The sequence below is a fragment of the Microbacterium binotii genome (assembly GCF_021398715.1).
Taxonomy (GTDB): Bacteria; Actinomycetota; Actinomycetes; order Actinomycetales; family Microbacteriaceae; genus Microbacterium; species Microbacterium binotii_A.
In genome coordinates this window covers 2,764,461-2,789,485 of sequence record NZ_CP090347.1, presented here as the reverse complement: position 1 = coordinate 2,789,485, position 25,025 = coordinate 2,764,461, and the positions used below count along the sequence as shown (strand labels likewise).

General features: G+C 70.7%; 23 protein-coding genes. 12 read left to right on the top strand and 11 right to left on the bottom strand.

The features are described 5' to 3' along the window. Positions 1-33: 33 nt before the first annotated feature. Positions 34-531, bottom strand: coding sequence for a DUF6328 family protein (locus LXM64_RS13580; protein WP_234073661.1), 498 nt, complete (start codon positions 529-531; stop codon positions 34-36). Between the two features lie 92 nt (positions 532-623). On the opposite strand from LXM64_RS13580, the gene LXM64_RS13575 reads away from it, so the two are divergent. Beyond that, a complete protein-coding gene (locus tag LXM64_RS13575; RefSeq protein ID WP_234073660.1) occupies positions 624-863 on the top strand; it encodes a hypothetical protein in 240 nt (79 codons plus the stop codon). A gap of 4 nt (positions 864-867) precedes the next feature. Here LXM64_RS13575 and LXM64_RS13570 read toward each other — a convergent pair whose 3' ends face one another. Continuing rightward, the gene (locus LXM64_RS13570) at positions 868-1,185 is read right to left on the bottom strand and encodes a YbjQ family protein (RefSeq protein WP_192900657.1); all 318 of its coding nucleotides are present in this window, start codon (positions 1,183-1,185) and stop codon (positions 868-870) included. A gap of 205 nt (positions 1,186-1,390) precedes the next feature. Between LXM64_RS13570 and LXM64_RS13565 the strand changes: the two genes are divergently transcribed. From LXM64_RS13565 to LXM64_RS13535, 7 genes are all read left to right on the top strand, one after another. Beyond that, on the top strand, positions 1,391-1,531 hold the full coding sequence (locus LXM64_RS13565; protein ID WP_234073659.1) for a hypothetical protein: 141 nt from the start codon (positions 1,391-1,393) through the stop codon (positions 1,529-1,531). Further along, a complete protein-coding gene (locus LXM64_RS13560) occupies positions 1,528-1,617 on the top strand; it encodes a potassium-transporting ATPase subunit F (RefSeq protein ID WP_137418923.1) in 90 nt (29 codons plus the stop codon). Before LXM64_RS13565 ends, LXM64_RS13560 begins: the two co-directional genes overlap by 4 nt. After that, on the top strand, positions 1,617-3,299 hold the full coding sequence (gene kdpA, locus LXM64_RS13555) for a potassium-transporting ATPase subunit KdpA (protein WP_234073658.1): 1,683 nt from the start codon (positions 1,617-1,619) through the stop codon (positions 3,297-3,299). Before LXM64_RS13560 ends, kdpA begins: the two co-directional genes overlap by 1 nt. Positions 3,300-3,301: 2 nt before the next feature. Beyond that, positions 3,302-5,470 (top strand): potassium-transporting ATPase subunit KdpB, encoded by a 2,169-nt coding sequence (gene kdpB / locus LXM64_RS13550; protein WP_234073657.1) that lies wholly within the window; start codon positions 3,302-3,304, stop codon positions 5,468-5,470. Between the two features lie 21 nt (positions 5,471-5,491). Next, positions 5,492-6,100: a potassium-transporting ATPase subunit KdpC gene (gene kdpC / locus LXM64_RS13545; RefSeq protein ID WP_234073656.1), complete on the top strand. Its 609-nt coding sequence runs from the start codon at positions 5,492-5,494 to the stop codon at positions 6,098-6,100. A 198-nt stretch (positions 6,101-6,298) separates the two neighbouring features. Next, a complete protein-coding gene (locus LXM64_RS13540) occupies positions 6,299-8,809 on the top strand; it encodes an ATP-binding protein (RefSeq protein WP_234073655.1) in 2,511 nt (836 codons plus the stop codon). After that, on the top strand, positions 8,806-9,477 hold the full coding sequence (locus tag LXM64_RS13535) for a response regulator (protein ID WP_234073654.1): 672 nt from the start codon (positions 8,806-8,808) through the stop codon (positions 9,475-9,477). The genes LXM64_RS13540 and LXM64_RS13535 overlap by 4 nt, the downstream gene beginning before the upstream one ends. A 7-nt stretch (positions 9,478-9,484) precedes the next feature. Here the strand turns inward: LXM64_RS13535 and LXM64_RS13530 are convergent, their stop codons facing one another. Both LXM64_RS13530 and LXM64_RS13525 read right to left on the bottom strand, forming a co-directional pair. Continuing rightward, positions 9,485-9,907, bottom strand: coding sequence for an organic hydroperoxide resistance protein (locus LXM64_RS13530; RefSeq protein ID WP_137418928.1), 423 nt, complete (start codon positions 9,905-9,907; stop codon positions 9,485-9,487). A 34-nt stretch (positions 9,908-9,941) separates the two neighbouring features. Further along, on the bottom strand, positions 9,942-10,385 hold the full coding sequence (locus LXM64_RS13525; RefSeq protein WP_234073653.1) for a MarR family winged helix-turn-helix transcriptional regulator: 444 nt from the start codon (positions 10,383-10,385) through the stop codon (positions 9,942-9,944). Between the two features lie 149 nt (positions 10,386-10,534). Between LXM64_RS13525 and LXM64_RS13520 the strand changes: the two genes are divergently transcribed. Continuing rightward, the gene (locus tag LXM64_RS13520) at positions 10,535-11,398 is read left to right on the top strand and encodes a sulfurtransferase (RefSeq protein WP_234073652.1); all 864 of its coding nucleotides are present in this window, start codon (positions 10,535-10,537) and stop codon (positions 11,396-11,398) included. A gap of 117 nt (positions 11,399-11,515) precedes the next feature. Here LXM64_RS13520 and LXM64_RS13515 read toward each other — a convergent pair whose 3' ends face one another. The 6 genes from LXM64_RS13515 to LXM64_RS13490 all read right to left on the bottom strand — a co-directional run bounded on the left by LXM64_RS13515 (position 11,516) and on the right by LXM64_RS13490 (position 18,123). Then, positions 11,516-12,859, bottom strand: a complete 1,344-nt coding sequence (locus LXM64_RS13515) for an NtaA/DmoA family FMN-dependent monooxygenase (RefSeq protein ID WP_234073651.1) — start codon at positions 12,857-12,859, stop codon at positions 11,516-11,518. A gap of 103 nt (positions 12,860-12,962) precedes the next feature. After that, positions 12,963-14,153 carry an acyl-CoA dehydrogenase family protein gene (locus LXM64_RS13510; protein ID WP_234073650.1) on the bottom strand — a complete coding sequence of 397 codons (1,191 nt, stop codon included), beginning with the start codon at positions 14,151-14,153 and terminating at the stop codon, positions 12,963-12,965. Continuing rightward, positions 14,150-15,337 (bottom strand): acyl-CoA dehydrogenase family protein, encoded by a 1,188-nt coding sequence (locus LXM64_RS13505; RefSeq protein ID WP_234073649.1) that lies wholly within the window; start codon positions 15,335-15,337, stop codon positions 14,150-14,152. The genes LXM64_RS13510 and LXM64_RS13505 overlap by 4 nt, the downstream gene beginning before the upstream one ends. Beyond that, positions 15,337-15,999, bottom strand: a complete 663-nt coding sequence (locus tag LXM64_RS13500) for a methionine ABC transporter permease (protein WP_234073648.1) — start codon at positions 15,997-15,999, stop codon at positions 15,337-15,339. Before LXM64_RS13500 ends, LXM64_RS13505 begins: the two co-directional genes overlap by 1 nt. Beyond that, entirely contained in the window at positions 15,999-17,033 is a 1,035-nt protein-coding gene (locus LXM64_RS13495; protein WP_234073647.1) for a methionine ABC transporter ATP-binding protein, read from the bottom strand. Before LXM64_RS13495 ends, LXM64_RS13500 begins: the two co-directional genes overlap by 1 nt. Before the next feature lie 109 nt (positions 17,034-17,142). Next, the gene (locus tag LXM64_RS13490) at positions 17,143-18,123 is read right to left on the bottom strand and encodes a MetQ/NlpA family ABC transporter substrate-binding protein (RefSeq protein ID WP_234073646.1); all 981 of its coding nucleotides are present in this window, start codon (positions 18,121-18,123) and stop codon (positions 17,143-17,145) included. A 403-nt stretch (positions 18,124-18,526) separates the two neighbouring features. Between LXM64_RS13490 and LXM64_RS13485 the strand changes: the two genes are divergently transcribed. The 3 genes from LXM64_RS13485 to LXM64_RS13475 all read left to right on the top strand — a co-directional run bounded on the left by LXM64_RS13485 (position 18,527) and on the right by LXM64_RS13475 (position 22,694). Beyond that, entirely contained in the window at positions 18,527-19,537 is a 1,011-nt protein-coding gene (locus LXM64_RS13485; protein WP_234073645.1) for a pyridoxal-phosphate dependent enzyme, read from the top strand. Then, positions 19,534-20,691, top strand: a complete 1,158-nt coding sequence (locus tag LXM64_RS13480) for a cystathionine gamma-synthase (RefSeq protein ID WP_234073644.1) — start codon at positions 19,534-19,536, stop codon at positions 20,689-20,691. Before LXM64_RS13485 ends, LXM64_RS13480 begins: the two co-directional genes overlap by 4 nt. A 239-nt stretch (positions 20,692-20,930) precedes the next feature. Beyond that, entirely contained in the window at positions 20,931-22,694 is a 1,764-nt protein-coding gene (locus LXM64_RS13475; RefSeq protein WP_234073643.1) for a hypothetical protein, read from the top strand. A gap of 277 nt (positions 22,695-22,971) precedes the next feature. Here LXM64_RS13475 and LXM64_RS13470 read toward each other — a convergent pair whose 3' ends face one another. Beyond that, positions 22,972-24,960, bottom strand: coding sequence for an ATP-binding protein (locus tag LXM64_RS13470; RefSeq protein ID WP_234073642.1), 1,989 nt, complete (start codon positions 24,958-24,960; stop codon positions 22,972-22,974). Positions 24,961-25,025 lie beyond the last annotated feature (65 nt).

The following is a 25,025-nucleotide window of genomic DNA, read 5'->3' as shown; positions in this document are numbered from 1 at the left end:
GGGAGAGCGCTTAACTAATTCTCTTTAACTAGCTTAACTACTGTGGTCCCCACGGCGGAACCGACGGGGCAGCACGACCCAGAGGCCTACGACGAGCACAGCGCCCACGATCAGCGCCACTGCTCCTGCCGTCCGGCCGAGCGCGACATCCACGATGAGAGCCGTGACACCGACACTGAGCACGGCGATGACGGCGAGATCGATCGCGACGATGCGCGCGCCGACCCTCACGAGGGCCGGCTTCATCCGGCGGGCGAAGACGGTCCGGTGCAGGGTGACGGGGGCCAGTGCGAGAAGGGTCGACAGGCCTGCGAGGACGACGAGCGAGATGTAGAGCGCGACCTGGAGCGCGTCGAGGTCCGCGAAGCGGGGCTGGAAGGCGACGGCGAGCAGGAACCCGGTCAGGATCTGCGTGCCGGTCTGCATCACGCGCAGCTCCTGCATGAGCTCGTCCCAGTTGCGATCCGCCCGTTCGTTCGCGCTCTCGTCGCGGCCGTCACCCGGTACGGCATCCCGTGCGTCCTCTGACATGTCGCCTCCTCTGTGCATCCCGTGACTAGCAGATCGCCTGCGTCCCTGCCAGGGGCACTCCGATGTCGGAGGGGCGGCGCAGAATCTCCGATGTGGAAGCTCACACGTTGATCCGACAGGCGCCCGATGCGGCTCCGCGGGCGCTGTGGGTGCACGTCGAAGACGGTCTCCACGTCGCCAGCACCGCGTCCGCGTTCGTGGGCACGGTGACCGAGAAGGCGAACGGTTTCGAAGCCGTCGACGGGCTCGGCACGTGCCGCGGTGTCTTCGCGCGCCTCGATGACGCCAAGGCTGTGCTCGAGGCGGCGTCCTACGCCGACGCGAACATCTGACGACTCAGGCGATCGTTACGGCCGTGCCGTAGGCGCAGACCTCGACGCCGCCCGTGTCGCCGTAGTCGTTCGTCTCGAACCGGAAGGCCACGACGGCATTCCCGCCCTTCTGCTGCGCCTCCGCCGCGAGGCGTGACAGCGCCTCGGTGCGCGTCTGCTGCAACAGCTCGGTGATGCCCTTCAGCTCGCCGCCGGCGAGGGCCTTGAACGAGGCGCCGATGTTCGAGCCGATGTGACGCGAGCGCACGGTGAGGCCGAAGACCTCGCCGTGCACCTCGGTGATCGTGCGACCGGGGACGTCGTTCGTCGTGACGATGATCATGCGCCACACCCTAGGGCACGCGGTCCTGCCCCGACAGGGGTGTCGACGAGCCGCGCACCGGGATGAGGAGGGCGTGAGGATCCGAACGCCGACCGTTCGGATTCCGTAAGGACGACAAGACGCGCGTCATCGCGGGCGTTCGATCGACGAGTGCCCCGAGCGGGGCGCCCGCGCCGACCGCGCGGCCTGTTCCCTGGAGAGTCCCGTGCTCGATCTCGTCTACGTCCTCGCGACGCTCGCGCTCTTCGCGCTCGTCGCCCTCGTGCTGAAGGCGGTCGACGCCCTGCAGGCGGGCGACCGCGCGTCCACCCGGCCGGCCGGCGCCACCCGGAGCGAGCGCGCATGATCGTCATCTCCCTCGTCGCCGCAGCCCTCGCCGTCGCGGCCGTCGTCTACCTCGTGATCGCGCTCGTGCGGCCGGAGAAGTTCTGATGGATGCGGAATCGATCACCTTCGGCATCCTCCAGATCGCGACCCTGCTGGTGGCGCTCGGGCTCGCCTATCGGCCGCTCGGCGATCTCGTCGCCTTCGTCTTCACCTCGCCCCGGCACGCCCGGATCGAACGCGGCGTCTATCGCGTGATCGGCGTCGACACCGAGGCGGAACAGAGCTGGCAGGCGTACGCCCGCGGCGTCCTGATCTTCTCAGCGGCCGGTGTGCTGCTGGTGTACCTCCTGCAGCGCACGCAGCAGTTCCTTCCTTACGCACTGGGCCTTCCCGCGGTGCCGGAGGGGCTCGCCTTCAACACCGCCGTCTCCTTCGTCACCAACACGAACTGGCAGTCGTACTCGCCCGAGGCCACCCTCGGCTACACCGTGCAGTTCGCGGGTCTGGCCGTGCAGAACTTCCTCTCGGCGGCCGTCGGACTCGCCGTCGCCGTCGCCCTCGTGCGTGGCTTCGCGCGGCGCGGATCCGCAACGATCGGCAACTTCTGGGTCGACCTCGTGCGCGGTATCGGCCGCATCCTGCTGCCGCTCGCGATCGTCGCGGCGATCGTGCTGATCATCGGCGGCGTCGTGCAGAACGTCTCGGGCTTCACCCCCGTCGACACCATCAGCGGTGCGGTGCAGAACCTTCCCGGCGGTCCCGTGGCCTCGCAGGAGGCCATCAAGGAGCTCGGCACGAACGGTGGCGGCTTCTTCAACGCCAACTCGGCGCATCCGTTCGAGAACCCGACGCCGTGGACCAACCTCTTCGAGATCTTCCTGATGCTCGTGATCCCCGTCTCCCTGCCTCGCGCCTTCGGTCGGATGGTGGGTGACGACCGCCAGGGCTACGCGATCCTCGCGGTGATGGGAACGCTGTTCGCCGTCTCGCTCTCGCTGCTCACCTGGTTCGAAGTGCAGGGCTTCGGCAGCGCGCCGCAGCTCGCCGGCGGCGCGATGGAAGGCAAGGAGACGCGGTTCGGCATCTGGGCCTCCACCCTGTTCGCCACCTCCACGACCGTCACGTCCACGGGCGCCGTCGACTCGATGCACGACTCCTTCACGGCCGGCGGCGGCGCCATGACGATGATCAACATGATGCTCGGCGAGGTGGCACCGGGCGGTGTCGGATCGGGCCTGTACGGGATGCTGATCCTCGCCGTGATCGCGGTGTTCATCGGCGGTCTCCTGGTGGGTCGGACCCCCGAATACCTCGGCAAGAGGATCGGGCCGAGCGAGATCAAGCTCGCGAGCCTGTACATCCTCGTGACCCCCGTTCTCGTGCTCGCCGGCACCGCGCTGAGCTTCTCGGTGCCGGGTGTGCGCGACGACGTCGAGTCCACCTCGATCCTCAACCCCGGACTGCACGGCTTCAGCGAGGTGCTCTACGCGTTCACCTCGGCGGCCAACAACAACGGCTCCGCGTTCGCCGGTCTCACTGCGAACACCCCGTGGCTGAACACCGCGCTCGGCGTCGTGATGCTGCTCGGCCGCTTCATCCCGATCGTGCTGGTGCTGGCACTGGCGGGCTCGCTCGCCGCGCAGGAGCGCATTCCGGGTACCTCCGGCACCCTTCCGACTCACCGGCCGCAGTTCGTCGGTCTCCTCGTGGTCGTGAGCGTGCTCATCACCGCACTCACCTATTTCCCCGTTCTCACGCTGGGTCCCCTGGCGGAAGGGCTTCTGTGACCATGTCCCGACTTCCCGCATCCCCCGATCTCACCCGTCCGATCGAGTCTGAGGATTCCCCCGGCGCGCGGGGGCCCCGTCGCGCCTTCGGGATCGCGCAGCTCGCCGAGGCGCTGCCCGGCGCACTCGCCAAACTCAACCCGGCCGCGCTGTGGCGCAACCCGGTCATGTTCCTCGTGTGGGTCGGCGCCGCTCTCACGACCCTCATCGCGATCGCGGAGCCCTTCCTGGGCGGCCCGGAGAGCACCGGCGGCTCGGCCGTGCCCTTCGGCTTCACCTGGGGCATCGCGCTGTGGCTGTGGCTGACCGTGATCTTCGCGAACCTCGCCGAGGCGGTTGCGGAGGGGCGCGGCAAGGCACAGGCGCAGGCGCTGCGCTCGACCCGCACGAGCACGATGGCCCACCGTCTCCTCACCTACGATCCCGAGCGCGACCGCGCGGCCGAGAAGACGGCGACGACCGAGGTGGCCTCGAGCGAGCTGACGCTCGGCGATGTCGTCGTCGTGGCCGCGGGCGAGCTCATCCCCGGCGACGGCGACATCGTGTGGGGGATCGCGACGGTCGACGAGTCGGCCATCACGGGCGAATCCGCGCCGGTGGTCCGCGAATCCGGCGGCGACCGCAGCGCCGTCACCGGCGGCACCCGGGTGCTCAGCGACCGCATCGTCGTGCGTATCACGTCGCGCCCCGGCGAGACCTTCGTCGACCGCATGATCGCGCTCGTCGAGGGCGCCTCGCGCCAGAAGACGCCCAATGAGATCGCCCTCAACATCCTGCTCGCAAGCCTGTCGATCGTCTTCGTGATCGTCGTCCTGACGTTGAACCCGATCGCCTCCTACGCCGCAGCTCCCGTGTCGGTGCCGGTTCTCGTGGCGCTGCTGGTCTGCCTCATCCCGACCACGATCGGCGCGCTCCTGTCCGCGATCGGCATCGCCGGCATGGACCGTCTCGTGCAGCGCAACGTGCTCGCGATGTCGGGGCGTGCGGTCGAGGCGGCCGGCGACGTCACGACGCTGCTGCTCGACAAGACCGGCACCATCACCTATGGCAACCGTCGTGCCACCGCGTTCGTCGCGCTGCCCCAGATCGACGCGGAGGAGCTGGCGCGCACCGCCGCCCTCTCCTCGCTCGCCGACCCGACGCCCGAGGGCACCTCGATCGTCGACCTCGCCCGCGGCCAGGGCATCGACGCTGCCGAGCCCGAGGGCGCGGTCGTCGTCCCCTTCACCGCGCAGACCCGGATGAGCGGGCTCGACCTCGCCGACGGCACCCGCATCCGCAAGGGAGCGGCCTCGGCGGTCACCGCGTGGGTCGAGTCCGAGGGGAGCGTGCTCGCCACGGCCACCAGGGCGCAGCTGACCAGCGAGGTGGAGGCGATCTCGACCGCGGGCGGCACTCCGCTCGTCGTCGCCGTGGCGGATGCCGCCGGCACCCGCATCCTGGGCGTCATCCACCTCAAGGACATCGTCAAGGAGGGGCTGCGCGAACGTTTCGACGAGCTGCGGTCCATGGGCATCCGCACCGTGATGATCACGGGCGACAACCCGCTGACCGCGCGGGCGATCGCCGCCGAGGCCGGTGTCGACGACTACCTCGCGGAGGCGACCCCCGAGGACAAGCTGGCCCTCATCCGCAAGGAGCAGGCCGGCGGCAACCTCGTCGCCATGACCGGTGACGGCACGAACGACGCGCCCGCTCTCGCGCAGGCGGATGTGGGTGTCGCGATGAACACGGGGACGTCCGCGGCGAAGGAGGCCGGCAACATGGTCGACCTCGACAGCGACCCGACCAAGCTGATCGACATCGTGCGCATCGGCAAGCAGCTGCTCATCACCCGCGGCGCCCTCACCACGTTCTCGCTCGCGAACGACGTCGCCAAGTACTTCGCGATCATCCCGGCGATGTTCATGGGGGTGTTCCCCGGCCTCGCGGCCCTGAACGTCATGCAGCTCAGCTCGCCGGCATCCGCCGTCACGAGCGCGATCATCTTCAACGCGATCGTGATCGTCTTCCTCATCCCGCTCGCCCTGCGCGGCGTGAGGTACCGGCCCGCATCCGCATCGCAGGTGCTCAGCCGCAACCTCCTCATCTACGGACTCGGCGGCGTGATCGCCCCGTTCGTCGGCATCAAGCTCATCGACCTCGTCGTGAGCCTCATCCCGGGCTTCTGAGCCCTCTCTGGAGACGACACCATGTCCCTTCGTTCCGCCCTCCGCCAGTCCGGCGTCGCCGTGCGTGCCCTGCTCGCCGCGACCCTCGTCCTCGGTGTCGGCTACACCGCGCTCATCACGGGCATCGGCCAGCTCGCCCTGCCCGCGCAGGCGAACGGTTCGCTCGTGACGGATGCTGCGGGCACGGTCGTGGGCAGCGCCCTGATCGGCCAGTCGTTCACGGATGCCGACGGCGCCGCGCTGCCGCAGTACTTCCAGTCGCGGCCGTCGGCCGCGGGCGACGGCTACGACGGGGCCGCATCGTCGGGGTCCAACCTGGGCCCCGAGAACCCCGACCTGGTCGCCTCGATCGCCGAGCGTCGGCAGGCGGTCGCCGAGCTCGAGGGCGTCGACCCCGCATCCGTCCCGGTCGACGCGCTCACCGCATCCGGGTCCGGACTCGACCCGCACATCAGCCCCGCCTACGCGGCGCTGCAGGTGGCCCGCGTCGCCCGCGCACGTGGGCTCGAGGAGGGGGAAGTGCGGACGCTCGTCGCGGCGCACACGACCGGATCCGACCTCGGGTACCTGGGCGAGCCGCGGGTGAACGTGCTCGAGCTGAACCTCGCCCTCGACGCACTGAAGCCGTGACCCGGCCATGCGTGGTCCCGCTCGCCTGTCGGCCCTGCTCGCCTGTCACAGATCGACGCTCGCGGTTCGATCTGTGACAGGCGAGCGGGTGGGGGTCATGTTCCCCTGTCTCAGATCCACGGCTGAGGCTCGATCTGTGACAGGGGAAGCGGCTGTCCGGAGATCAGCAGGCGGGGCAGGGAAGATTAGGGTGAGGGCATGAAGCGCGGGAGGCTGCGCGTGCTGCTGGGCGCGGCGCCGGGCGTCGGCAAGACGTTCCAGATGCTGCGCGAGGGCGCGAGACTCGCCCAAGAGGGCGGCGACGTCATCATCGCCGTCGTCGAGACCCACGGCCGCGCCGCCACGGCGCAGCAGGCCGAGGCGCTCGCACAGATCCCCAGACGGCAGTGGGCGCATCGGGGCGTCGAGCTCGACGAGATGGATGTGGACGCGGTCATCGCCCGGCATCCCGACGTCGCGCTCATCGACGAGCTCGCCCACACGAACGCCCCGGGATCGCGGAACGAGAAGCGCTGGCAGGACGTCGAGGAGGTGCTCGCGGCGGGTATCGACGTGATCACCACGGTCAACGTGCAGCACATCGCCTCGCTCGGCGACGTGGTGGAGCAGATCACCGGCGTCGCACAGCGCGAGACCGTGCCCGACACGGTCATCCGCGGCGCCGACCAGGTCGAGGTGGTCGACCTCGCGCCGCAGTCGCTGCGGGACAGGCTGTCGGCCGGGCTCGTCTATCCCGCCGAACGAGTGGATGCGGCGCTGTCCAACTACTTCCGCCTCGGCAACCTCACGGCGCTGCGCGAGCTCGCGCTGCTCTGGCTCGCAGACGAGGTCGACAGCGCCCTGAAGGACTACCGGAGCGCGCACGACATCCGCGGCACGTGGCAGACGCGCGAGCGGGTGGTCGTCGCACTCACCGGGGGCCCGGAGGGGGAGACGCTGCTTCGCCGAGGCGCCAGGATCGCGGCTCGCTCCGCCGGCGGTGAGCTCCTGGCGGTGCACGTCTCCAGCGCGGAGGGCCTGCGCCGCGCGACGCCGGGCGCGCTCGCACAGCAGCGGGCGCTTGTCGAATCCCTCGGCGGCACCTACCACCAACTCGTCGGCGACGACGTCCCGCGCGCCCTCGTCGACTTCGCCCGTTCCGTGAACGCGAGCCAGCTCGTCATCGGCGTCAGCCGCCGCTCCCGGTGGGCCGCAGCGGCCACCGGCCCCGGCATCGGGGCGACCGTCATCCGGCTCTCGGGCGACATCGACGTGCACATCGTGAGCCACGCCGCCGCCGGCGGACGGATGCGGCTGCCCTCGGTGCAGCGAGGAGCGTTGAGCGTCAAGCGCCGCATCCTCGGCTTCGTGATCGCGCTGACTGTGGGGCCGCTGCTGTCGGCGGTGCTGTTCGCTTTCCGCAGTGACGAGTCGATCACCTCCGACGTGCTCGCGTTCCAGCTGCTCGTGGTGGTGGTCGCCCTCGTGGGCGGTATCTGGCCCGCGCTGTTCGCGGCGGTCCTTTCGGGGCTGACGCTGGACTTCCTCTTCGTCGCGCCGACCTTCACCGTGTCGATCGCGCACCCGTTGCACGCGCTCGCCCTGGGCCTCTACGTCGTGATCGCGATCCTCGTCAGCTACATCGTCGACCAGGCCGCCCGACGCACCCGCCGTGCGGAACGAGCCGCGGCGGAGTCGGAGCTGCTGGCCACGGTGGCCGGATCCGTGCTGCGCGGCGAGAGCGCGGTTCCCGCCCTCGTCACCCGTACGCGCGAGGCGTTCGGACTCGCCGGGGTGCGCCTGCTCGCCGCCGACGGCGAGGTCATCGCCACCGATGGTGAGCCGGTGCGCGGCGGCGACTTCACGACGCTCGCGGTCGGCGATGCGGTGCTCGAGCTGCACGGACCGGACCCGGATGCGTCGGCTCGGCGCCTGCTCGAAGTGATCGTCGCGCAGCTCGCCGCAGCCCTCGAGCACACCGACCTGTCGGCGGCGGCGCGGGAGGTCGACGCGCTCGCCGCCACCGACCAGGTGCGCACGGCCCTGCTCTCCGCGGTCAGCCACGACCTCCGCCGACCGCTGGCCGCTGCGGTTGCGGCCATCGGCGGCCTTCGCGCCGCGGGAGCGCACCTGAGTCCGTCCGATCGGCGCGAGCTGCTCGACACCGCCGAGGAGAGCCTCGCGACCCTTTCTGCCCTCGTCACCGACCTGCTCGACGTGAGTCGCGTGGAGGCGGGCGTGCTCGCGGTCGCGCTCGCGCCGGTGGATGCCGCCGGCTCCGTCCTCGCCGCCCTCGACGAGTTGGGGCTCGGCCCCGGCAGGGTGGAGCTCGCGCTCGATCCTGCTCTGCCGGCGATCGCCGCCGACCCCGTGCTGCTGCAGCGGGTCATCGTGAACGTGCTCGCGAACGCCGCGCGCCACTCGCCGCCGGACGCCCGGGTGCGGGTGGCGACGAGCAGTCTCGGCGAGCGGGCCGAGATCCGCATCGTCGACCGGGGTGCTGGCGTGCCGGCCGAGCGTCGGGACGACATGTTCGCACCCTTCCAGCGGCTGGGTGACACGGACAACACGGTCGGACTCGGACTCGGGCTCGCGCTGTCGCGCGGCTTCGCGGAGGGGATGGGCGGCACGCTCACCGCGGAGGACACCCCCGGCGGCGGGCTCACCATGGTCGTGTCGCTGCCGCTGTGGCCGGAGGACGCCGCATCCGCGGGGAGGATGGGCTCGTGAAGATCCTGGTCGCCGACGATGACCCGCAGCTCGTGCGGGCTCTGCGGATCACGCTCGCCGCGCACGGCTACGACGTGGTGGCAGCCGCGGACGGCGCGGCGGCGATCACGCTGGCCGCGCAATCGCATCCCGACATCGTGCTGCTCGATCTCGGCATGCCGCATCTCGACGGCGTGCAGGTGATCGAGGCGCTGCGCGGGTGGACGACGGCGCCCATCATCGTCGTCTCCGGACGCACCGGGTCCGCCGACAAGGTGGACGCGCTGGATGCGGGCGCCGACGACTACGTGACGAAGCCGTTCCAGATCGACGAGCTGCTGGCGCGGCTGCGCGCGCTCGGACGGCGGGCCGCCGCATCCGTCGACGATCCTGTCGTGCGCTTCGGGGAGATCGAGCTGGATCTGGCGACGAAGACGGTCACACGCGCGGGTGCGCGCGTGCATCTGACGCCCACGGAGTGGCGGATGCTGGAGTTCCTCGCGCGGCATCCCGGTGCGCTCGTGACGCGCCAGAGCCTGCTGAAGGAGATCTGGGCGAGCGAGAACGTCAATGACTCGGGGTATCTGCGCCTCTACATGTCGCAGTTGCGCAAGAAGCTGGAGGCGGACCCCGCTCGCCCGGTGCATCTGCTCACCGAGACCGGAATGGGGTACCGCCTCCAGCTCTGAAGGAGGATCAGTCCTCGACGACGCGCACCGTGACCTCGATGTTGCCGCGGGTGGCGTTCGAGTAGGGGCAGACCTGGTGTGCGGCGTCGGCGAGGGCCTGCGCCTGGTCGGCGGGGAGGTCCGGGATGACGACCTCGAGCTCGACGGCCAGCTGGAAGCCGCCCTGGCCGTTGGGGCCGATGCCGACGCGCGCGCCGACGCTCGTGTCGTGGATGGCGACCTTCTGCATCCGTGCGACGGACTGCAGGGCGCTGTGGAAGCAGGCCGAGTAGCCGGCGGCGAACAGCAGCTCGGGGTTCAGGGCCTCGCCCGCTCCGCCCATCTCCTTGGGGACGCGCACGTCGGCGTCGAGGATGCCGTCGCTCGTGGTGACGTGGCCGTTGCGGCCGCCTCCGGTGGCGAGGGCTTCTGCGGTGTAGAGGACGTCCATGGGGGATACCTTTCGTTGATTCTTCGGGAGGGACTCAGTCGGCGTCGGCGTGCAACGTGTCCGTGAGTGAGTGGAGGGCGGCGAGCAGTGCGCGGGCCGCATCCGGCTCGAGGCCGTAGCAGTTCCACATCTGGGACGGCAGCTCGGACATCTCGGCGCGCAGGGCCGTGCCGCGCTCGGTGGGTGCGACGGTCACAACGCGCCCGTCACCGTCGTCGCGGGTGCGGCTGACGAGTCCCGCCTTCTCGAGGCGCTTGAGAAGCGGCGACAGTGTGCCCGAGTCCAAGCCGAGCCCGTCGCCGAGCTGGCTGACCGTGCGCGGCCCGCGGTCCCAGAGCTCGACGAGCACGAGGTACTGCGGGTAGGTGAGCTGCCAGGGTTCCAGCAGACGCCGGTACACCTGGGTCGTCGCCCTGCTCGCCGAGTACAGCGAGAAGCACAGCATCCGATCGAGCGCCGGTCCCGTCGTCTCCGTCATGGAGAAAGGATTGCACGCAATTCAGTTGTGCGCAACTAATTCCGCGTGTCGACGCCGGACGCGGGGGGCGTGTGACGGGGTGTGACGTCCGGTGACGTGCTGTTGCGACGGGCCGTGAACGCCGGATGCCGGCCGGGCAGGCTCGCGGTATGACGTCGCCACCCGTCATCGACACCCACGAGCTGCGCCGTGCACTCGCCGCTGCTCGGCGTCCCGTGCGGCTGCTCGACGTGCGGTGGCGGCTCGATCTGCCGGAGGGGCGCCCCGCCTACCTCGCGGGGCATCTGCCGGGTGCCGTCTATGTCGATCTCGAGCGCGAGCTCGCGCGTCCCGGACATCCGGAGGAGGGGCGGCATCCGCTCCCCACACTCGCCGACCTGGAGCGTTCGGCGCGCTCGTGGGGCGTGGATGCGGGCGACCTCGTCGTGGCCTACGACGACAACGACGCCGTGGCGGCGGCCCGGGCCTGGTGGCTGCTGCGCCGCCGAGGCGTCGACGTGCGCGTACTGGACGGGGGACTTCGCGCATGGATCGCGTCCGGCGGCCTGCTGGAAGGCGGCGACGTGAGGCCGGAACCCGGGAACGTCGTGCTCGCCGACGGTGACCCGGGGATCGCTTCGATCGAGGACGCCGCCGCCGCCCCGCAGCAGGGAGCGCTGATCGATGCGCGCGCGCCACAGCACTACCGGGGTCTCGCACCCACCGCCGATCCCGCGGCCGGCCACATCCCCGGTGCGATCAACGTGCCCGCCCTCGTCCACATGCAGGCCGACGGGCGGCTGCGACCGGCCGCCGAGGTGCAGCGGACGCTCACGGATGCGGGCGTGGACGCATCCGCCGGGATCGTCCTGACCTGCAGCTCGGGGATCGCTTCTGCCCACAGCGCGCTCGCGCTCGCCGCGGCGGGCATCGACGCGCGGGTGTTTCCCGGCGGCTGGAGCCGCTGGTCGCGCACCCCAGGGCGGCCGATCGCCGTCGGTCCCACCCCCTGGGGTGACGTCTTCGCCCGCTGAGGCTGTGGGCGTCGCGGCTCAGCGACGGAGATCGCTGGGCCAGCGAGCATCCGTTCATCGAGTGAGCACCCAATCGAGTGCTCATTCGATGAAACGGTGCTCACTCGGCGGCGCGGCTCAGCGACGTGCGGGGTGGGTGTCGGGCAGATACGGTCCGGCGCCGAAGAGACGCTCGCGCAGGGTGGTCGCCTCGTCCGCGTCGCGGAGCCGACCGCGCCGACGGAGCTCCGGCACGACGAGCTCCGCGACATCCCGGAGGGTGTCGAACGAGTGGTACTGGCGCAGATTGATCCCGTCGATCCCGTCCTCGTCGAGCCACCGTTCGATCTCGTCGGCCACGACTCCGGGGGTGCCGACCACGAAGTACCGGTCCTCACGGCTGCGCCGGAACCCCTCGAGAGTCTCGGCGACCGTGCGCTCGGGGGCGAGACCCAGTCCGCCGACGTCCACGCCCGCGAGCACCGCCGCCTCCCCCACGGTCAGCGAGCCGTCGAAGACCGTCAGATCCAGGGGCACGCCGGCGTGCGCGAGGATGCCGTCGAGACTCATGAACCGGCGGTACTCGTTCCACTTCCGCGCGGCTTCCGCCTCGGTCCGCCCCACGACGATGCCCGCCTGCACGAGGAAGCGGAGATCGTCGGGGGAGCGCCCCGCGGCCGCCGCGGCCTCCCGCATCCGGGCTCTGTTGCGACGGAAGTCGTCGGCGCTCTTGCCGCCGGTGAAGACCACCTCGGCGTGGCGGCCGGCGAGGGCGATCCCGGCAGGAGAGCCGGTGGCCTGGAACAGCACGGGGGTGCGCTGCGGTGTCGGCTCGACGAGATGCGGCCCTGCGACGCGGAAGTGCTCTCCGACGTGGTCGATGTAGTGCACCTTCGCCGGGTCGGTCACCAGAGCGTCCGCCGCGTCGAACACGACGGCGCCCTCGTCCCACGATCGCTCCCACAGCGCGTAGACGACAGAGAGGAACTCGTCGGCGATGCGATACCGCTCGTCGTGCGGGATCTGCTCGTCCAGGCCGAAGTTGCGGGCGGCGTTGGGCAGGTACGACGTGACGATGTTCCATCCCACACGTCCCCGCGTCAGGGCGTCGAGGGTGGACATGCGGCGGGCGAAGGTGAACGGCGGTTCGTAGCTCGTGGAGAAGGTCACGCCGAATCCCAGCCGGCGGGTCACGGCAGCCATGAGCGGCACGACGAGCAACGGGTCGTGCGAGGGGATCTGCAGCCCCTCGCGCACGGCGGTTTCGGGTCCGTCGCGGAACACGTCGTAGGCGCCCACGACGTCGGCCAGGAACACCGCGTCGAACCCGCCGTCCTCGGCGAGCTGCGCGAGCTCCTGCCAGTACGTGATCTCGCCGTGGCGGTGCCGGTTGTTGCCGGGCAGCCGCCAGAGTCCGTGCGTGATGTGGCTGACCGTGTTCATCTCGAACAGGTTGAGGATGAGCTTCTTGGGCTCGGGCATGGATATCTCTCGGGTCAGGTTCTCGGGAGGGGTGGGGCGGCTCATCGGGCGCTGTCGGCGTCGTGTCGCGGCGGATGCGGCAGGCGAGAACGCTCCGGCCGGTTCAGGTCTCTCCGACCGTCCACCAGGACGCGAGCGGCGTGCCGGCCAGTTCGTGCTCGCCCAGCGCGCGCGCTTTGAACCGTAGGGGATTGTGCGAGGCGAGCGTGCGTGCGTTGCGCCAGTGGCGATCCAGAGCACGGTCGGCATCGAGCGCGCTCGCACCGCCGACCTCGAACAGGCGGTTCGCGGCCTCGAGAACGGCGGGGAGGATCACCAGCTGCGCCGCGGTGACGGCCCGATCCGCCGCAGCGACCGCGGGGCGGGCCCGTTCATCGTCGCCGGACAGCACGGCCGCGGTCGATGCGTCGAGAGCCGCGGATGCGGCGGCCAGCGCGGCGTCGGCCGCGAACGAGGATGCGGCGATGTCGCCGACGACCTCCTGCACGAGCGGATCATCCTGCGCCCTGCGGGCGACTCCGTGACTGAATCCGCGGGTGCGCGTGCGGACGTAGGTGCTCGCATCGTCGAGGACAGCGCGGCCGATCCCCGCGGCGGCCGCGAGCAGTACGAGCTGTACGAAGGCACCGGCGTGACTCACGCGCCCCTGCTCCCGGGCGATGATGTCGTCCTCCTCGATGCGCACGTCGCGGAAGATCGTCGTGCCGCTGCCCGTCAGGCGCTGGCCGAACCCGCGCCAGTCGTCGACGCGTTCGACGCCGCTCGCCGTGGTGTCGAGCATCACGCTGACCTGCTCTCCCTCGTACTCGGCGAGGACGCCGACCGTGTCGGCGAACAGTGTGCCGGTCGAGTAGAACTTCCGCCCGTCCAGGCGCAGGCCGCGTGCGTCGCGGGTGACCGCCGTGGCGACGTGGCCGACCGAGGCAGGTCCCCGCTCGAATGTCGCGTTCCCGTGGATCGCTCCCGCCGCGACCCGCGCCAGCAGGCGGTCGCGGCGGGCTCCGGGTGGCGAGAGCAGGGTCCGGTCGACGAAGGCGAAGTGCGACCGCAGCAGCTGCGCGAGGTTCGGATCGCGGCGTGCGAGCTCCGCCAGCAGCTCGAACAGCTGCGACGGGCCCGCTCCGCGCCCGCCGAGTGCGACGGGAAGAGTGACGCGGGTGAAGCCGGCGTCACGCAGCGCCTCGACCTCTGCGTGCGGCAACCGCCGCTCTCGTTCTCGTGCGACGGCTTCCTGCCCGACGGCGTCGAAGACCGCGTCGAACTCGCGCGCCAGTGCGGCCGATCCGACGCTCATGCGACCGAACCCGCCGCGGGGATGCCGGTCGGCGCGCCGGGCGCCTGCCAGGCGGGAAGCGTTCCGTCCAGGTCGAACCGGCCCACCGCACGCACCCGTTGGAGAACGGGGTTGTGGGAGGCGATCGTGCGGACATTGCGCCAGTGCCGATCCATGCCCAGCGTCCGCGAGGTCGCGCTCGCGCCGCCGACCTCGAACAGTCGGCTGGTGGCGGCCAGCACGAGCTCGATCACCGTCTGCTGCGCGCGGTACACCTCCAGCTCGACGTCACGCAGCGCGGCGCCGTCGTGGGCCGCCGCGGCGGCGTCCAGATCCGCCGCGACGCTCAGCACGATCCGCCGTGCGGCGGACGCGGCGGCGCTGATCTCACCCACGACGACCTGCACGAGCGGGTCGTCGACGGGGCGCGTCTCGCCGGCGAAGCCGAACGTGCGTCGGCGCGGGCGCACGAACGCCACGGTGTCGACCACGGCTCTCCGGGCGATCCCCGCGATCACGGCCAGGAGGGTCAGCTGATAGACGCCCCCGATGACGCGGTGACGATCCTCGTCCTGCCCGCCCAGAGGGAACACGTCGCCGGGATCGACGGCCACCGCATCCAGGATCGTCGTGCCCGAAGCGGTCAGCGGCTGCCCGAATCCGTCCCAGTCATCCACGATGCTCACCCCGGGCGCATCCGAGCGCACCGCCAGAGCGACGCGCTCGCCGGAGGCGTCGACAGCCGCCACGTGCACCCAATCGGCGTAGAGCGAGCCCGTCGTGTAGTGCTTGGTGCCCGTCACCCGCAGGCCGTCGTGGCCGGTGTCCGTGAGCCGGGTCGTCAGCTGCGCCGTCTCCTGGCGTTCGCTGAACGCGTTGCCCACGACATCCCCCGCGGCGAGACGCGGGAGCCAGCGGGATGCGGCATCCGTGTGCCAGCCGTCCCAGCGGAGCTGCTCGACGAAGGCGATGTGCCCGCGCCAGATGTGCGCGAGGTTCGAGTCGACCTCGGCGAGCTCCACGATGCGCGCGAGCACGTCGACCAGCGAGGCCTCTGCACCGCCGAGGGTCCGCGGCAGTCGGAGCGCGCCGAAGCGCTGCGCCCGCAACTCGTCGACGGCCGCGAACGGAAGGATCCGGTCGCGCTCCCGCTCCGCGGCGCCCACGCGCCATCTCGCGAGCAGGTCGTCCCATGCGTCGGTCATCAGTGCATCACCTTCCGCGAGACCCAGTTGCCGAGCAGCTGAGCGGCCTGGACGAGGACGATCAGGACCACGACGATCACGAGCACCACGAACCAGTCGAAGCGTTGATAGCCGTACTTGAGCGCGAGGTCACCGAGCCCGCCGCCGCCGATCGCGCCGGCGACGGCCGTCGTGTCGACGAGCGCGACGACGATGTAGGTCAGCCCCAGCGTCAGCGGTCCGAGGGATTCGGGGAGCACGACCGTGAACAGCACCCGCGCCGGGCTCGCGCCCATCGCCACGGCCGCCTCGATGGATCCCGGATCGACGGCGACGAGATTCGACTCGACGATGCGGGCGATGGCCATGGAGGCGACGATCGTGATCGGCACGGTGGCCGCGAGCGGCCCGATGCTCGTGCCGATCAGGAAACGGGTGAGGGGGATGATCGACACGGCGAGGATGATGAAGGGCACGGGCCGCACGATGTTGATGACGAGGTTCAGGCCGCCGAACACGACCCGGTTGGCGAGCAGGTTGCCCGGTCTCGTCGCGTACAGGAGCAGCCCCAGGCCGAGTCCGAGGATCGTGGCGAGGGTGAAGGAGATCGTCACCATGAGCAACGTCTCGAACAGGGCCCGGCCGATGCGCGGGAGCAGGGCGTCCAGGTAGGCCGCATCCATCAGCGTGCTCCTTCCAGCTCGGTGACCAGTGCCGCATCCCGCAGGTCGATGAGGGCGCGATCCACGTTCTCGTCGGTGCCGAGCAGCTCGACGGTGAGGCTTCCGAACAGCCGTGCCTGCAGCTCGTCGACGCCGCCGTAGACGACGTTCACGTCGACGTCGTGCACGCGGGAGATTCGCGAGAGGAACGGGTCGTTGGACTCCCGGTTCTCGATGTGCAGCTGCACGAGACGTCCGGTGTGGACCGTGCGGATGCGGCGGATCGTCTCCGCCGCCGGCAGGTGGTGCAGTACGGAGGAGACGAAGCGGCGCGAGGTGGGATGCTGCGGGTGCGCGAACACGTCGTACACGCTGCCCTGCTCGACGACGCGGCCCTCCTGCATGACCCCGACGCGGTTGCAGACGTCGCGGATCACCTCCATCTCGTGGGTGACGACGAGGATCGTGATGCCGTACTCCGCGTGCACCCGGCGAAGCAGGTCCAGCACCTCGCCCGTCGTCTGAGGATCGAGCGCGCTCGTGGCCTCGTCGCTGATGAGCACGTCGGGTCGGTTCGCGAGCGCGCGCGCGATGCCCACGCGCTGCTTCTGCCCGCCCGAGAGCTGCGAGGGGTGCTGGAGCGCCTTGTCGGACAGTCCGACGAAGTCGAGCAGCTCGGCCACCCGGTCGATCGTGTCGCTCTCGGAGACCCCCGCGAGTCGCAGCGGGTAGGCGATGTTCTTGTAGACCGTGCGGGAGCGCAGCAGGTTGAACTGCTGGAAGATCATGCCGATCCGCTGGCGGGCGCGGCGCAGGCCCGCCGCGTCGAGCGCCGTGATCTCCTTCTCGCCCACGAACACGCGTCCGCTGGTCGGACGCTCCAGCGCATTGACGGTGCGCAGCAGCGTGGACTTGCCGGCGCCGGAGTATCCGACGATCCCGTAGATGTCGCCGGCATCGACGGTGAGGTTCACGTCGTCGAGTGCGGTGAGGGTGCGCCCGCGGGCTGTGGTGTAGGTCTTCGAGACGTGCTCGAAGCGGACGGCGGTGCTCATGCTCCTCCAGGAGTGGATGCGGGTGCGTGCGTCACATCTCGCGCCACGGCCTCGCTCGACGACCGGGGTCTGGCCGGTCGTCGAGCGAGAGCAGCGCGCGGAGCGCGGATCAGCCGTTGGCGGCAGCGGACTTCTCGAGGTCTGCCAGCTTCGTGCGCAGGGTGTCGACGGGGATCTGCACGAGCACCGTCGCGCCCTTGTCCTCCTTCTCGAGCGCCTCGGCCGCGCGCGGGTCGGCGTACGCCTCCTCGAGGATCTTCCACGCCGGGTCGTCCGCGTTGTCGGCGCGACTGGCGACGACGTTGATGTACGGCAGGTTCTTCTCATCGAGCGAGTCATCGAGGTACAGGGCCTTGTCCGCCGTGATGCCCTGGGAGGGGTCGAAGTAGGAGAGGCCCACGACGACGGCGGACAGGCTCGGGTCGTCGAACTGCTGCGGAATCGTGGTCGCCGCGATCGGCACGAACTCCAGGTTCTTGGGGTTGGCGGTGACGTCGTCGACCGAGGGGAAGTCGCCCGCATCCTTGCTCAGCTCGATGAGTCCCGCCGAGGCCAGGATGCCGAGCGCGCGGCCGCCGTTGGACGGGTCGTCGGGGATGGCGATGCGGCCGCCGTCCGGGATCTCGTCGGTGTCGCCGAGGGTCGCGGAGAAGATGCCCCACTGCGTGATGAGCGTCGAGAAGACCGGCGTGAGGTCCTCGTCGTTCTGGGCGTTGAAGTTGGAGAGGTACAGGATGTGCTGGAACGCGTTGCCGTCGACCGTCCCGGCGGCGAGCTCCGTGTTCGGCAGCACCCAGTCGTCGACGTTGACCCAGGTCACGTCGAGCCCCTTCTCCGCCGCGATGTCCGCGATGGCGCTCTGGAAGTCGGAGTCCTCGCTGACCGCGATACGCAGTGCGAGACGCTCCTCGCCGCCTGCCGCGGCGGCCGGCTCCTCGGAGCGGGTGAGGTTGGCGACGATGGCGACGACGCCGACGATCACCGCGACGACGGCGACGGCTGCGACGCTCAGCCAGACGGTGCGCCGGCGCTTGCGGGATGCGTCGAGCGACGTCCGCAGGTCGGCGGAGTCGGACGGGTTCTCGGACATGTGATGTCTCCTTGCTCTGGCCGTAGCGCCGGTGGCGCGCAGGCTCTGTGTGCTGTGTCGGGCGACCCGTGGGTCGCGATGTCCTCATTGCGCCACACCGGGTCGGCGGCCTCCGATCCGAGCCGTCACATCGCGTCGCGCGTCGTCATATCCCGTCACGGGCCCGAATCGCGCGAACGAGCATCCGTTCATCGAGTGAGCATCCGATCGAGTGCTCATTCGATGAAGCGGTGCTCGCTCGGCGGCGCGGGGCGGGCGCGGGCTCTGGTAGGGTCGCAGCGTGCTTACCTGTCGTTGTTGTCGCTGAGTGATCCTGTGCGCCCTCTCGCGCACCCTCACCGATAACCACCGACAACCCGCGGGCTCCCCGCAGCCGGGCCCCGCCGCACCCAGGGACACCTCCATGCGTTACGCATCCAGCGTCGCCGCGCTCGTCGGCAACACCCCGCTCGTCAAGCTCAACCGGGTCACCGACGGCATCGCTGCCACGGTGCTCGCCAAGGTCGAGTACTTCAACCCCGGCGGCTCCGCCAAGGACCGCATCGCGAAGAACATCATCGACGCCGCCGAACGCGATGGACTGCTGCAGCCCGGCGGCACCATCGTCGAGCCCACCAGCGGCAACACCGGTGTCGGCCTGGCGCTGGTCGCCCTCGAGCGCGGCTACCGGATGATCTTCGTCGTCCCCGACAAGTTCGCCGGTGAGAAGGTCGCGGTGCTGCGGGCCTACGGCGCCGAGGTCGTGATGACACCCACCTCCGTTCCGCCCGAGCATCCGGACTCGTACTACAGCGTCTCCGATCGGCTGGCGCGTGAGATCCCCGGGGCGTTCAAGCCGAACCAGTTCGCCAACCAGAACGGCCCGCGCGGACATTTCGAGACCACGGGCCCCGAGATCTGGGCCGACACCGACGGTGCCGTCACGCACTTCGTCGCGGGCATCGGCACCGGAGGCACCATCAGCGGCACGGGCCGCTTCCTCAAGCAGGCGTCGGACGGTCGCGTCACGGTGATCGGCGCCGACCCGGAGGGATCGATCTACTCCGGCGGCCCGCTGCACGGCTACCTCGTCGAGGGGGTCGGCGAGGACTTCTGGCCCACCACCTTCGACCCCGCCGTCGTCGACCGCTACGAGCGCGTGGACGACGCCGAGGCCTTCGCGATGACGCGCCGCCTGGCCCGTGAAGAGGGCCTGCTCGTGGGGGGATCGGGCGGGATGGCGGTGGTCGCCGCCCTCCGAGCCGCGCGCGAGCTGCCCGCCGATGCCGTCGTCGTCGTGGTGCTGCCCGACCACGGTCGCGGCTACCTCAGCAAGATCTTCGACGACGCCTGGATGACCGATCACGGATTCGCCGTCGAACAGACCACGAGCCTGCTCTCCGGAGCCGGCACCGACGAAGGAGCACACCGATGACCAACCCCGCAGCCCGCGCCTTCGGCAGTCTCGCGGTTCACGCAGGGCAGGATTTCGACCCCACCACCGGTGCGGTCATCCCCCCGATCCACATGAGCACGACGTTCGCGCAGGACGGCATCGGTGGTCTTCGCGGCGGCTACGAGTACGGCCGCAGCGGCAACCCGACCCGCACGGCTCTCGAGACGCAGCTCGCCGCGATCGAGCATGGCGAGCACGCGCTGTCGTTCTCGTCCGGACTCGCCGCCGAGGACGCACTGCTGCGCGCCGTGCTGAAGCCGGGCGACGAGGTCCTCCTCGGCAGCGACGTGTACGGCGGCACCTACAGGCTGCTCGCCCGTGTGCTCGGCCCGTGGGGCGTCACGCTCCGCGTCGTCGACATGAGCGACCTGGATGCGGTCGCCGCAGCCCTCGAGGAGCGACCGGCCCGCATCCTCTGGGTCGAGACGCCCTCCAACCCGCTGCTGAAGGTCAGCGACATCGCGGGCCTCGCGCGCCTGGGGCACGCGGCGGGCGCGTTGGTCGTGGTCGACAACACGTTCGCGACCCCCGCGCTGCAGCAGCCGCTCGCCCTCGGCGCGGACGTGGTGGTGCATTCCACGACCAAGTACCTCGGCGGCCACTCCGACGTCGTGGGCGGCGCCCTCGTCACGAACGATGCGGAGCTCGCCGAGGCCGCGCGCTTCCTGCAGTTCGCCGTCGGCGCGGTCTCGAGCCCTTTCGACGCCTGGCTGACCACGCGCGGCATCAAGACGCTCGGTGTGAGGATGCAGCGCCACAGCGAGAACGGCGATGCCGTCGCGAACTTCCTCGCCGGCCACGAGCGGGTGGCGGCCGTCTACTATCCCGGCCTGTCGACGCATCCCGGCCACGACATCGCGCGTACCCAGATGAGCGGCTTCGGCGGCATCGTGTCGCTCGCGCTCGCCGACCAGGCCGCGGCCCGCCGCTTCGCCGAGTCCACGCGACTGTTCACGCTCGCCGAGTCGCTCGGGGGCGTCGAGTCCCTCGTGAACTACCCCGATGCGATGACCCACGCGTCGGTGCGCGGGACCGAACTGGCGGTCCCCGTGGAGGTCGTGCGCCTCTCGGTCGGCATCGAGGACGCGGAGGATCTCCTCGCGGATCTGGATGCGGCGCTCGCCGCGATCTGAGCGGACACGTCTCCGGGTCTCGCGGATCGGGATGCGGCGCTCGCCGCGATCTGAGGTCGTATCCGTGACGCTGTGTGCGCAATCGCTCGTGTGATGCCCGTTCCCGCGCGGCGCTGGGTACAGTAGTCGCGCAAAGCAGGTCGACCCGACGGCCTGAGGGGATCTATGAGATCGATGGTGCGCCCAGACTCCGTGTCGTCGAAGGCGTCGAGCGACGACGTGACCGGACGGAACCGGCGATGACCCCTGCCCGCACATACGCCGAGGGCCGCGGCGGCGGTGCCGTCGGAAGTGCGCGACGCGTGGCGCGGATCTGGTGGGGGACCGTCACCAGCGGTCGCTTCTTCAGCGGATGGAGCGCTGTCGTCGCCCTTCTGATCGCGGTGACCGTGCTCGGCGCCTACCGGTCCGTGAACTCGACGGTGGAGTATCTGCCTGCCATCGGAATCTCGGTTCTCGTCTGGGCCCTGCTGGTGGCGCTCCTGATGCCGGTGGCGTGGGCCGAACGTCGGATACGACGCCGTCGCCGGCGGGCCGTCCTCGTGCTCGCCGCCGTGATCGCCGCGGGAGCGGTGCGGCCCCTGCTCAACGATGCCGCGGGCTTCCTGTTGCTGCACGAGCCCAGCACGGGATCGTGGGTCGAGCGCATCACGACGAATGTCGTCATCTGGCTCATCGTGCTCTCCCTCGTCGCCGCGGCGACGGTGGCCTACGACGCCACCCGGGACGCGAGCTCGCGCCTGCGGGTCGCGCTGTCCGATCTCAGCGAGGCCGACCGTCGCGCCGACGCCTACGCGCGCCGCGCCCGCATCCTGCTGCACGGGCAGCTCGCGAAGCTTCGCACCGAGCTCGCACAGCTCGTGGCGACGAGTCCCGGATTCGACGACGTCAGCGCGTTCTCGCAGTCGGTCCGCGCGGTCAGCCACGATCTGGAGGATGAGGCGGCGCTGCCGCTGTCCGAGATTCCCGCGGGGACCGGTCCCGTGGAGGTGCCCGCCGCCGCGCGGCGACCGCTGCTGGCGCGGCTGCGCCCCCCGAGCCCGGTCGTCGTCAGCATCGCCTACGTGGTCGGCAGCCTTCCGTACACGCTGACGACGGTGCCGACGGCGCTCGCCCTGTTCGCCGTCGTGCTCGTCTTCGTCTGCGGCTTCGTGGCCGACGCGGTCGCCCGTCGCTCGTCGCGCCGACGTTCGGCCACGGGCCGCGGCGCCGCCATCCTGTTCGCCTGGTTCGCGACCGGGGTCCTCTTCTCTTCCGCCGCGATCCTCCTGGCGCCTGAGACTCTGCCGACGGCGCTCGTTCCGATCCTCGCCTTCCCGCTGCTCGCAGCCATCATCGGTGTCTCCTCCGATGCCATCCACAGCGCGATCGTGCAGACGCGTCGCCTGTCGCGCGCTCTGGCCGCGCAGACGGATGCGGTGGCGACGCGCACGACGCGCGCGCGTGTCGAGCTGCGCAGCGCCGCCGAGCAGCTCCACGGGCGCGTGCAGGGGCGGTGCGTGCTGTTCGCCGCGACGGTGGACGAACGTGCGGCGACAGCGGAGGAGGTCGATGCCTTCGCGGCCACGATCACTCTGGCGCTGGCGGAGATCGAGGGCACCGCGCCGACGCAGGCCGAGCCGGCGCCGATCGCGCCGCCCAACGCGCTCGCCCAGATGATCGAGACGTGGTCCCATGTTCTGGAGATCTCGAGCGACATCGACGACGAGGCCCGGATCGCGCTCGGCCGCGAGGACGTGACGCGCCGTGTCGTCGACATCGCGAGCGAGGGCTTCCTCAACGCTGTCAAACACTCGGGCGCGAGGCGGGCGACACTCGAGGTGACCCACGGCGACCCGGATGCGGCCCCGGAGCTGCGCGTGGAGGTGTCGTCGCCGGGACGCCTCGGCTCGGCGCTGCCTCTCACGGCCGGCCGAGGCATCGCCAATCTGGGCGGCGCGCATCTCTTCCAGCGCGGCCGCGACGTCGTGCTCGAGGCGCGGGTGCCGTTGCCCGTCGCCTGAACCGCGCAGGTTGATCCCGCATCCGTCCGGGGACGTGTGGGTGGCGACCGTGCGCGTCTCGGTCTCCTCCGTGTCCTGGTTCTGCACGCTGCGGTGTTCGTCGGCGTGCATATGTGGGACACGCAGGGCGAGTGGCGCCCGGCGCCCGATTCCGTGTCTCAGTTGTGCATGCTGGCGCGACGAGTTTCGTGCACACATGGGACACGCAGGGGGCCGGCACCTTCCCGGCCCGGAAGCGGCGGGGACGGATGCGGGATGCCCAGACGGGGCGGGATGTTCAGACGGGGCGGGGCGCCGCCGGAAGCCGGAGCACCGCGCGCAGGCCGCCGGATGCGGGGGAGACGAGTTCCAGCGTCCCGCCGTTGCGCTGCGCGAGGCGCTGCGCGATGGACAGGCCGAGGCCGACGCCCGGAGTGCCGGACTGCTCCGCCTCAGCGGCTCGGAAGAAGCGGTCGAACGCGCGGTCGCGGTCGGCATCGCTCATGCCGGGCCCGCTGTCGCTGACCGAGAACTCGGTGACCTCGCCGTCTTCGCGGACGCGCACCAGCACGTCCCCGTCGGTCGGCGTGAACAGGATCGCGTTCGTGAGCAGCGCTCCGAGGGAGCGATGGATGTCGGCGGGAACCCCGTGCACGTTCGTTCCGGCGTCGATGTCGATCTCCAGGCGCAGCCGCTTCTCGTCGGCGGCCGCGCCGTGCGAGGCGACGATCGCCGCGACCACGGAACGGGTGGAGAGCGTGTGCTGCTCGCCGGGACTCACGGGCGTCGCATGGGCTCCGCCGACCATCAGCAGATCCTCCACGAGATCCGACAGACGCAGACCGTTCCGGCGGATGCGGGCGACCCAGTCGCGTTCGAGGGTGGTGAGTACGGGCGACTCCTCGAGAAGCTCCGCGTAGCCCAGCACGTTGGTCAAGGGCGTGCGAAGCTCGTGGCTCGTGGTCGAGATGAAGTCGTCGCGCTGCCGGCTGAGGTCGGCCCGCAGCTCGGTGGCGGCGGCGCGCTCGCGTTCGGCCTCGGCGCGCGCCTGGATCATGCGGACGGTGCTCGACACGTCGAGCACCTGGACGGCGAACAGCCCGGGATCGTTCTCGATCGGGTTGGCGACCATGCGCAGCGACGTGTCCCCGTCCGTGTGCACACGCTCGACGCCGTCGCGGCTGGCATGGCGGGCGACGTGCTCGAGGGGGCCCTTCCACTCGTCGCCGTCGAGTTCGAGGGCGATCATCGATCGCGCTGCGGGATTCGCCCACAGCAGCCGGGTGCTCTCACCGTCGCGCCGGGCCACGGCGAGGCCCACCTCGGTCTCGACCAGCCCGCCCGAGAGCAGGTGACTGGTGCGCGCCGCCACACGCGCCGTCTCCTGCTGCTCCGCGCGCGCGGTGAGCAGCAGGAGGGACACCGTCGCCAACGCGATGAGGAAGATCTCGACGGTGATCGCGCGGTCGGCCGAGGAGAGCCCGAGCGCGAACGGCCCGCGCCCGGCCAGGGTGACCATGAGAATCGCGATGCCGGCGACGAGCACCTCGATGAGGGACGCCACGAAGGGCAGGCGCAGGCATCCCCACGCGATGATCATGAACGGGAGGAAGGTGAGAGGGATCTCCACACGGGGGGCGGCGACGAATGCGAGCACGCCCAGCAGGAGGGCCGGCTGCAGCACGGCCTCCCAGCGCGCCAACGGGACGGGGCCGGAAGACGGCGGGATGCACGCGAACGGCGCGATCAGAAGCACGGCCGCCGCGTGGGACGGGAGCACGCTCAGCGCCGTCGCCCAGAAGTCGCCGCCGCCGGCAAGGGCGGCCGTGGTGGCAGCGATCAACGCCGCCACGAGGGCGCCCGTGAGACCGGCGACGACGAGGACGAGCGCCTCACGGGTGCGTCGCAGCAAGAACGTGTGGGATCCTCGGTAGCCCCAGATCGCCAGGACGGCCAGCAGGACCGCGATCTCCATGGCGTTCGCCAGCGCGTAGCCGACCGACACCGCGAGCGATCGCCCGTACATGAGGTTGGGGATCACCGTCACGATGAGAACGAGCAGCACGACGGCCACGCGCCGTCGCGGGGGATTGAGCAGCGCGAAGAGAGCGGCAGCCCCCGCGGCAGGCCACCACGCGGCGGCGCTGCCTCCCGGAGGCGTGAAGATCGTCCCCGTGAGTCCCAGGGAGGCGATGGTGACCGCGGCGATCGGCCAACTCCACCACGGGGGGATCCAAGCGGTCCGTGACGGGGCGCCGAGTGTCGCGAACGGGGCGCCAGCCTTCATACTGTGAACGTACCCTCTCGGCGGTCCCCACCCCGTCCACGAGTCAAGGGTGACAAGGAGGTGGC

Bases quoted from the DNA above. Each gene is read 5' to 3' on its own strand.
- LXM64_RS13490 (WP_234073646.1), bottom strand. From the start codon at position 18,123: ATGTCCGAGAACCCGTCCGACTCCGCCGACCTGCGGACGTCGCTCGAC.
- LXM64_RS13515 (WP_234073651.1), bottom strand. From the start codon at position 12,859: ATGCCCGAGCCCAAGAAGCTCATCCTCAACCTGTTCGAGATGAACACG.
- LXM64_RS13530 (WP_137418928.1), bottom strand. From the start codon at position 9,907: ATGGACGTCCTCTACACCGCAGAAGCCCTCGCCACCGGAGGCGGCCGC.
- LXM64_RS13470 (WP_234073642.1), bottom strand. From the start codon at position 24,960: ATGAAGGCTGGCGCCCCGTTCGCGACACTCGGCGCCCCGTCACGGACC.
- LXM64_RS13505 (WP_234073649.1), bottom strand. From the start codon at position 15,337: ATGACCGACGCATGGGACGACCTGCTCGCGAGATGGCGCGTGGGCGCC.
- LXM64_RS13580 (WP_234073661.1), bottom strand. From the start codon at position 531: ATGTCAGAGGACGCACGGGATGCCGTACCGGGTGACGGCCGCGACGAG.
- kdpA (WP_234073658.1), top strand. From the start codon at position 1,617: ATGGATGCGGAATCGATCACCTTCGGCATCCTCCAGATCGCGACCCTG.
- LXM64_RS13540 (WP_234073655.1), top strand. From the start codon at position 6,299: ATGAAGCGCGGGAGGCTGCGCGTGCTGCTGGGCGCGGCGCCGGGCGTC.
- LXM64_RS13560 (WP_137418923.1), top strand. From the start codon at position 1,528: ATGATCGTCATCTCCCTCGTCGCCGCAGCCCTCGCCGTCGCGGCCGTC.
- LXM64_RS13510 (WP_234073650.1), bottom strand. From the start codon at position 14,153: ATGAGCGTCGGATCGGCCGCACTGGCGCGCGAGTTCGACGCGGTCTTC.
- LXM64_RS13485 (WP_234073645.1), top strand. From the start codon at position 18,527: ATGCGTTACGCATCCAGCGTCGCCGCGCTCGTCGGCAACACCCCGCTC.
- LXM64_RS13520 (WP_234073652.1), top strand. From the start codon at position 10,535: ATGACGTCGCCACCCGTCATCGACACCCACGAGCTGCGCCGTGCACTC.
- LXM64_RS13475 (WP_234073643.1), top strand. From the start codon at position 20,931: ATGACCCCTGCCCGCACATACGCCGAGGGCCGCGGCGGCGGTGCCGTC.
- kdpC (WP_234073656.1), top strand. From the start codon at position 5,492: ATGTCCCTTCGTTCCGCCCTCCGCCAGTCCGGCGTCGCCGTGCGTGCC.
- LXM64_RS13480 (WP_234073644.1), top strand. From the start codon at position 19,534: ATGACCAACCCCGCAGCCCGCGCCTTCGGCAGTCTCGCGGTTCACGCA.
- LXM64_RS13500 (WP_234073648.1), bottom strand. From the start codon at position 15,999: ATGGATGCGGCCTACCTGGACGCCCTGCTCCCGCGCATCGGCCGGGCC.
- kdpB (WP_234073657.1), top strand. From the start codon at position 3,302: ATGTCCCGACTTCCCGCATCCCCCGATCTCACCCGTCCGATCGAGTCT.
- LXM64_RS13495 (WP_234073647.1), bottom strand. From the start codon at position 17,033: ATGAGCACCGCCGTCCGCTTCGAGCACGTCTCGAAGACCTACACCACA.
- LXM64_RS13525 (WP_234073653.1), bottom strand. From the start codon at position 10,385: ATGACGGAGACGACGGGACCGGCGCTCGATCGGATGCTGTGCTTCTCG.
- LXM64_RS13570 (WP_192900657.1), bottom strand. From the start codon at position 1,185: ATGATCATCGTCACGACGAACGACGTCCCCGGTCGCACGATCACCGAG.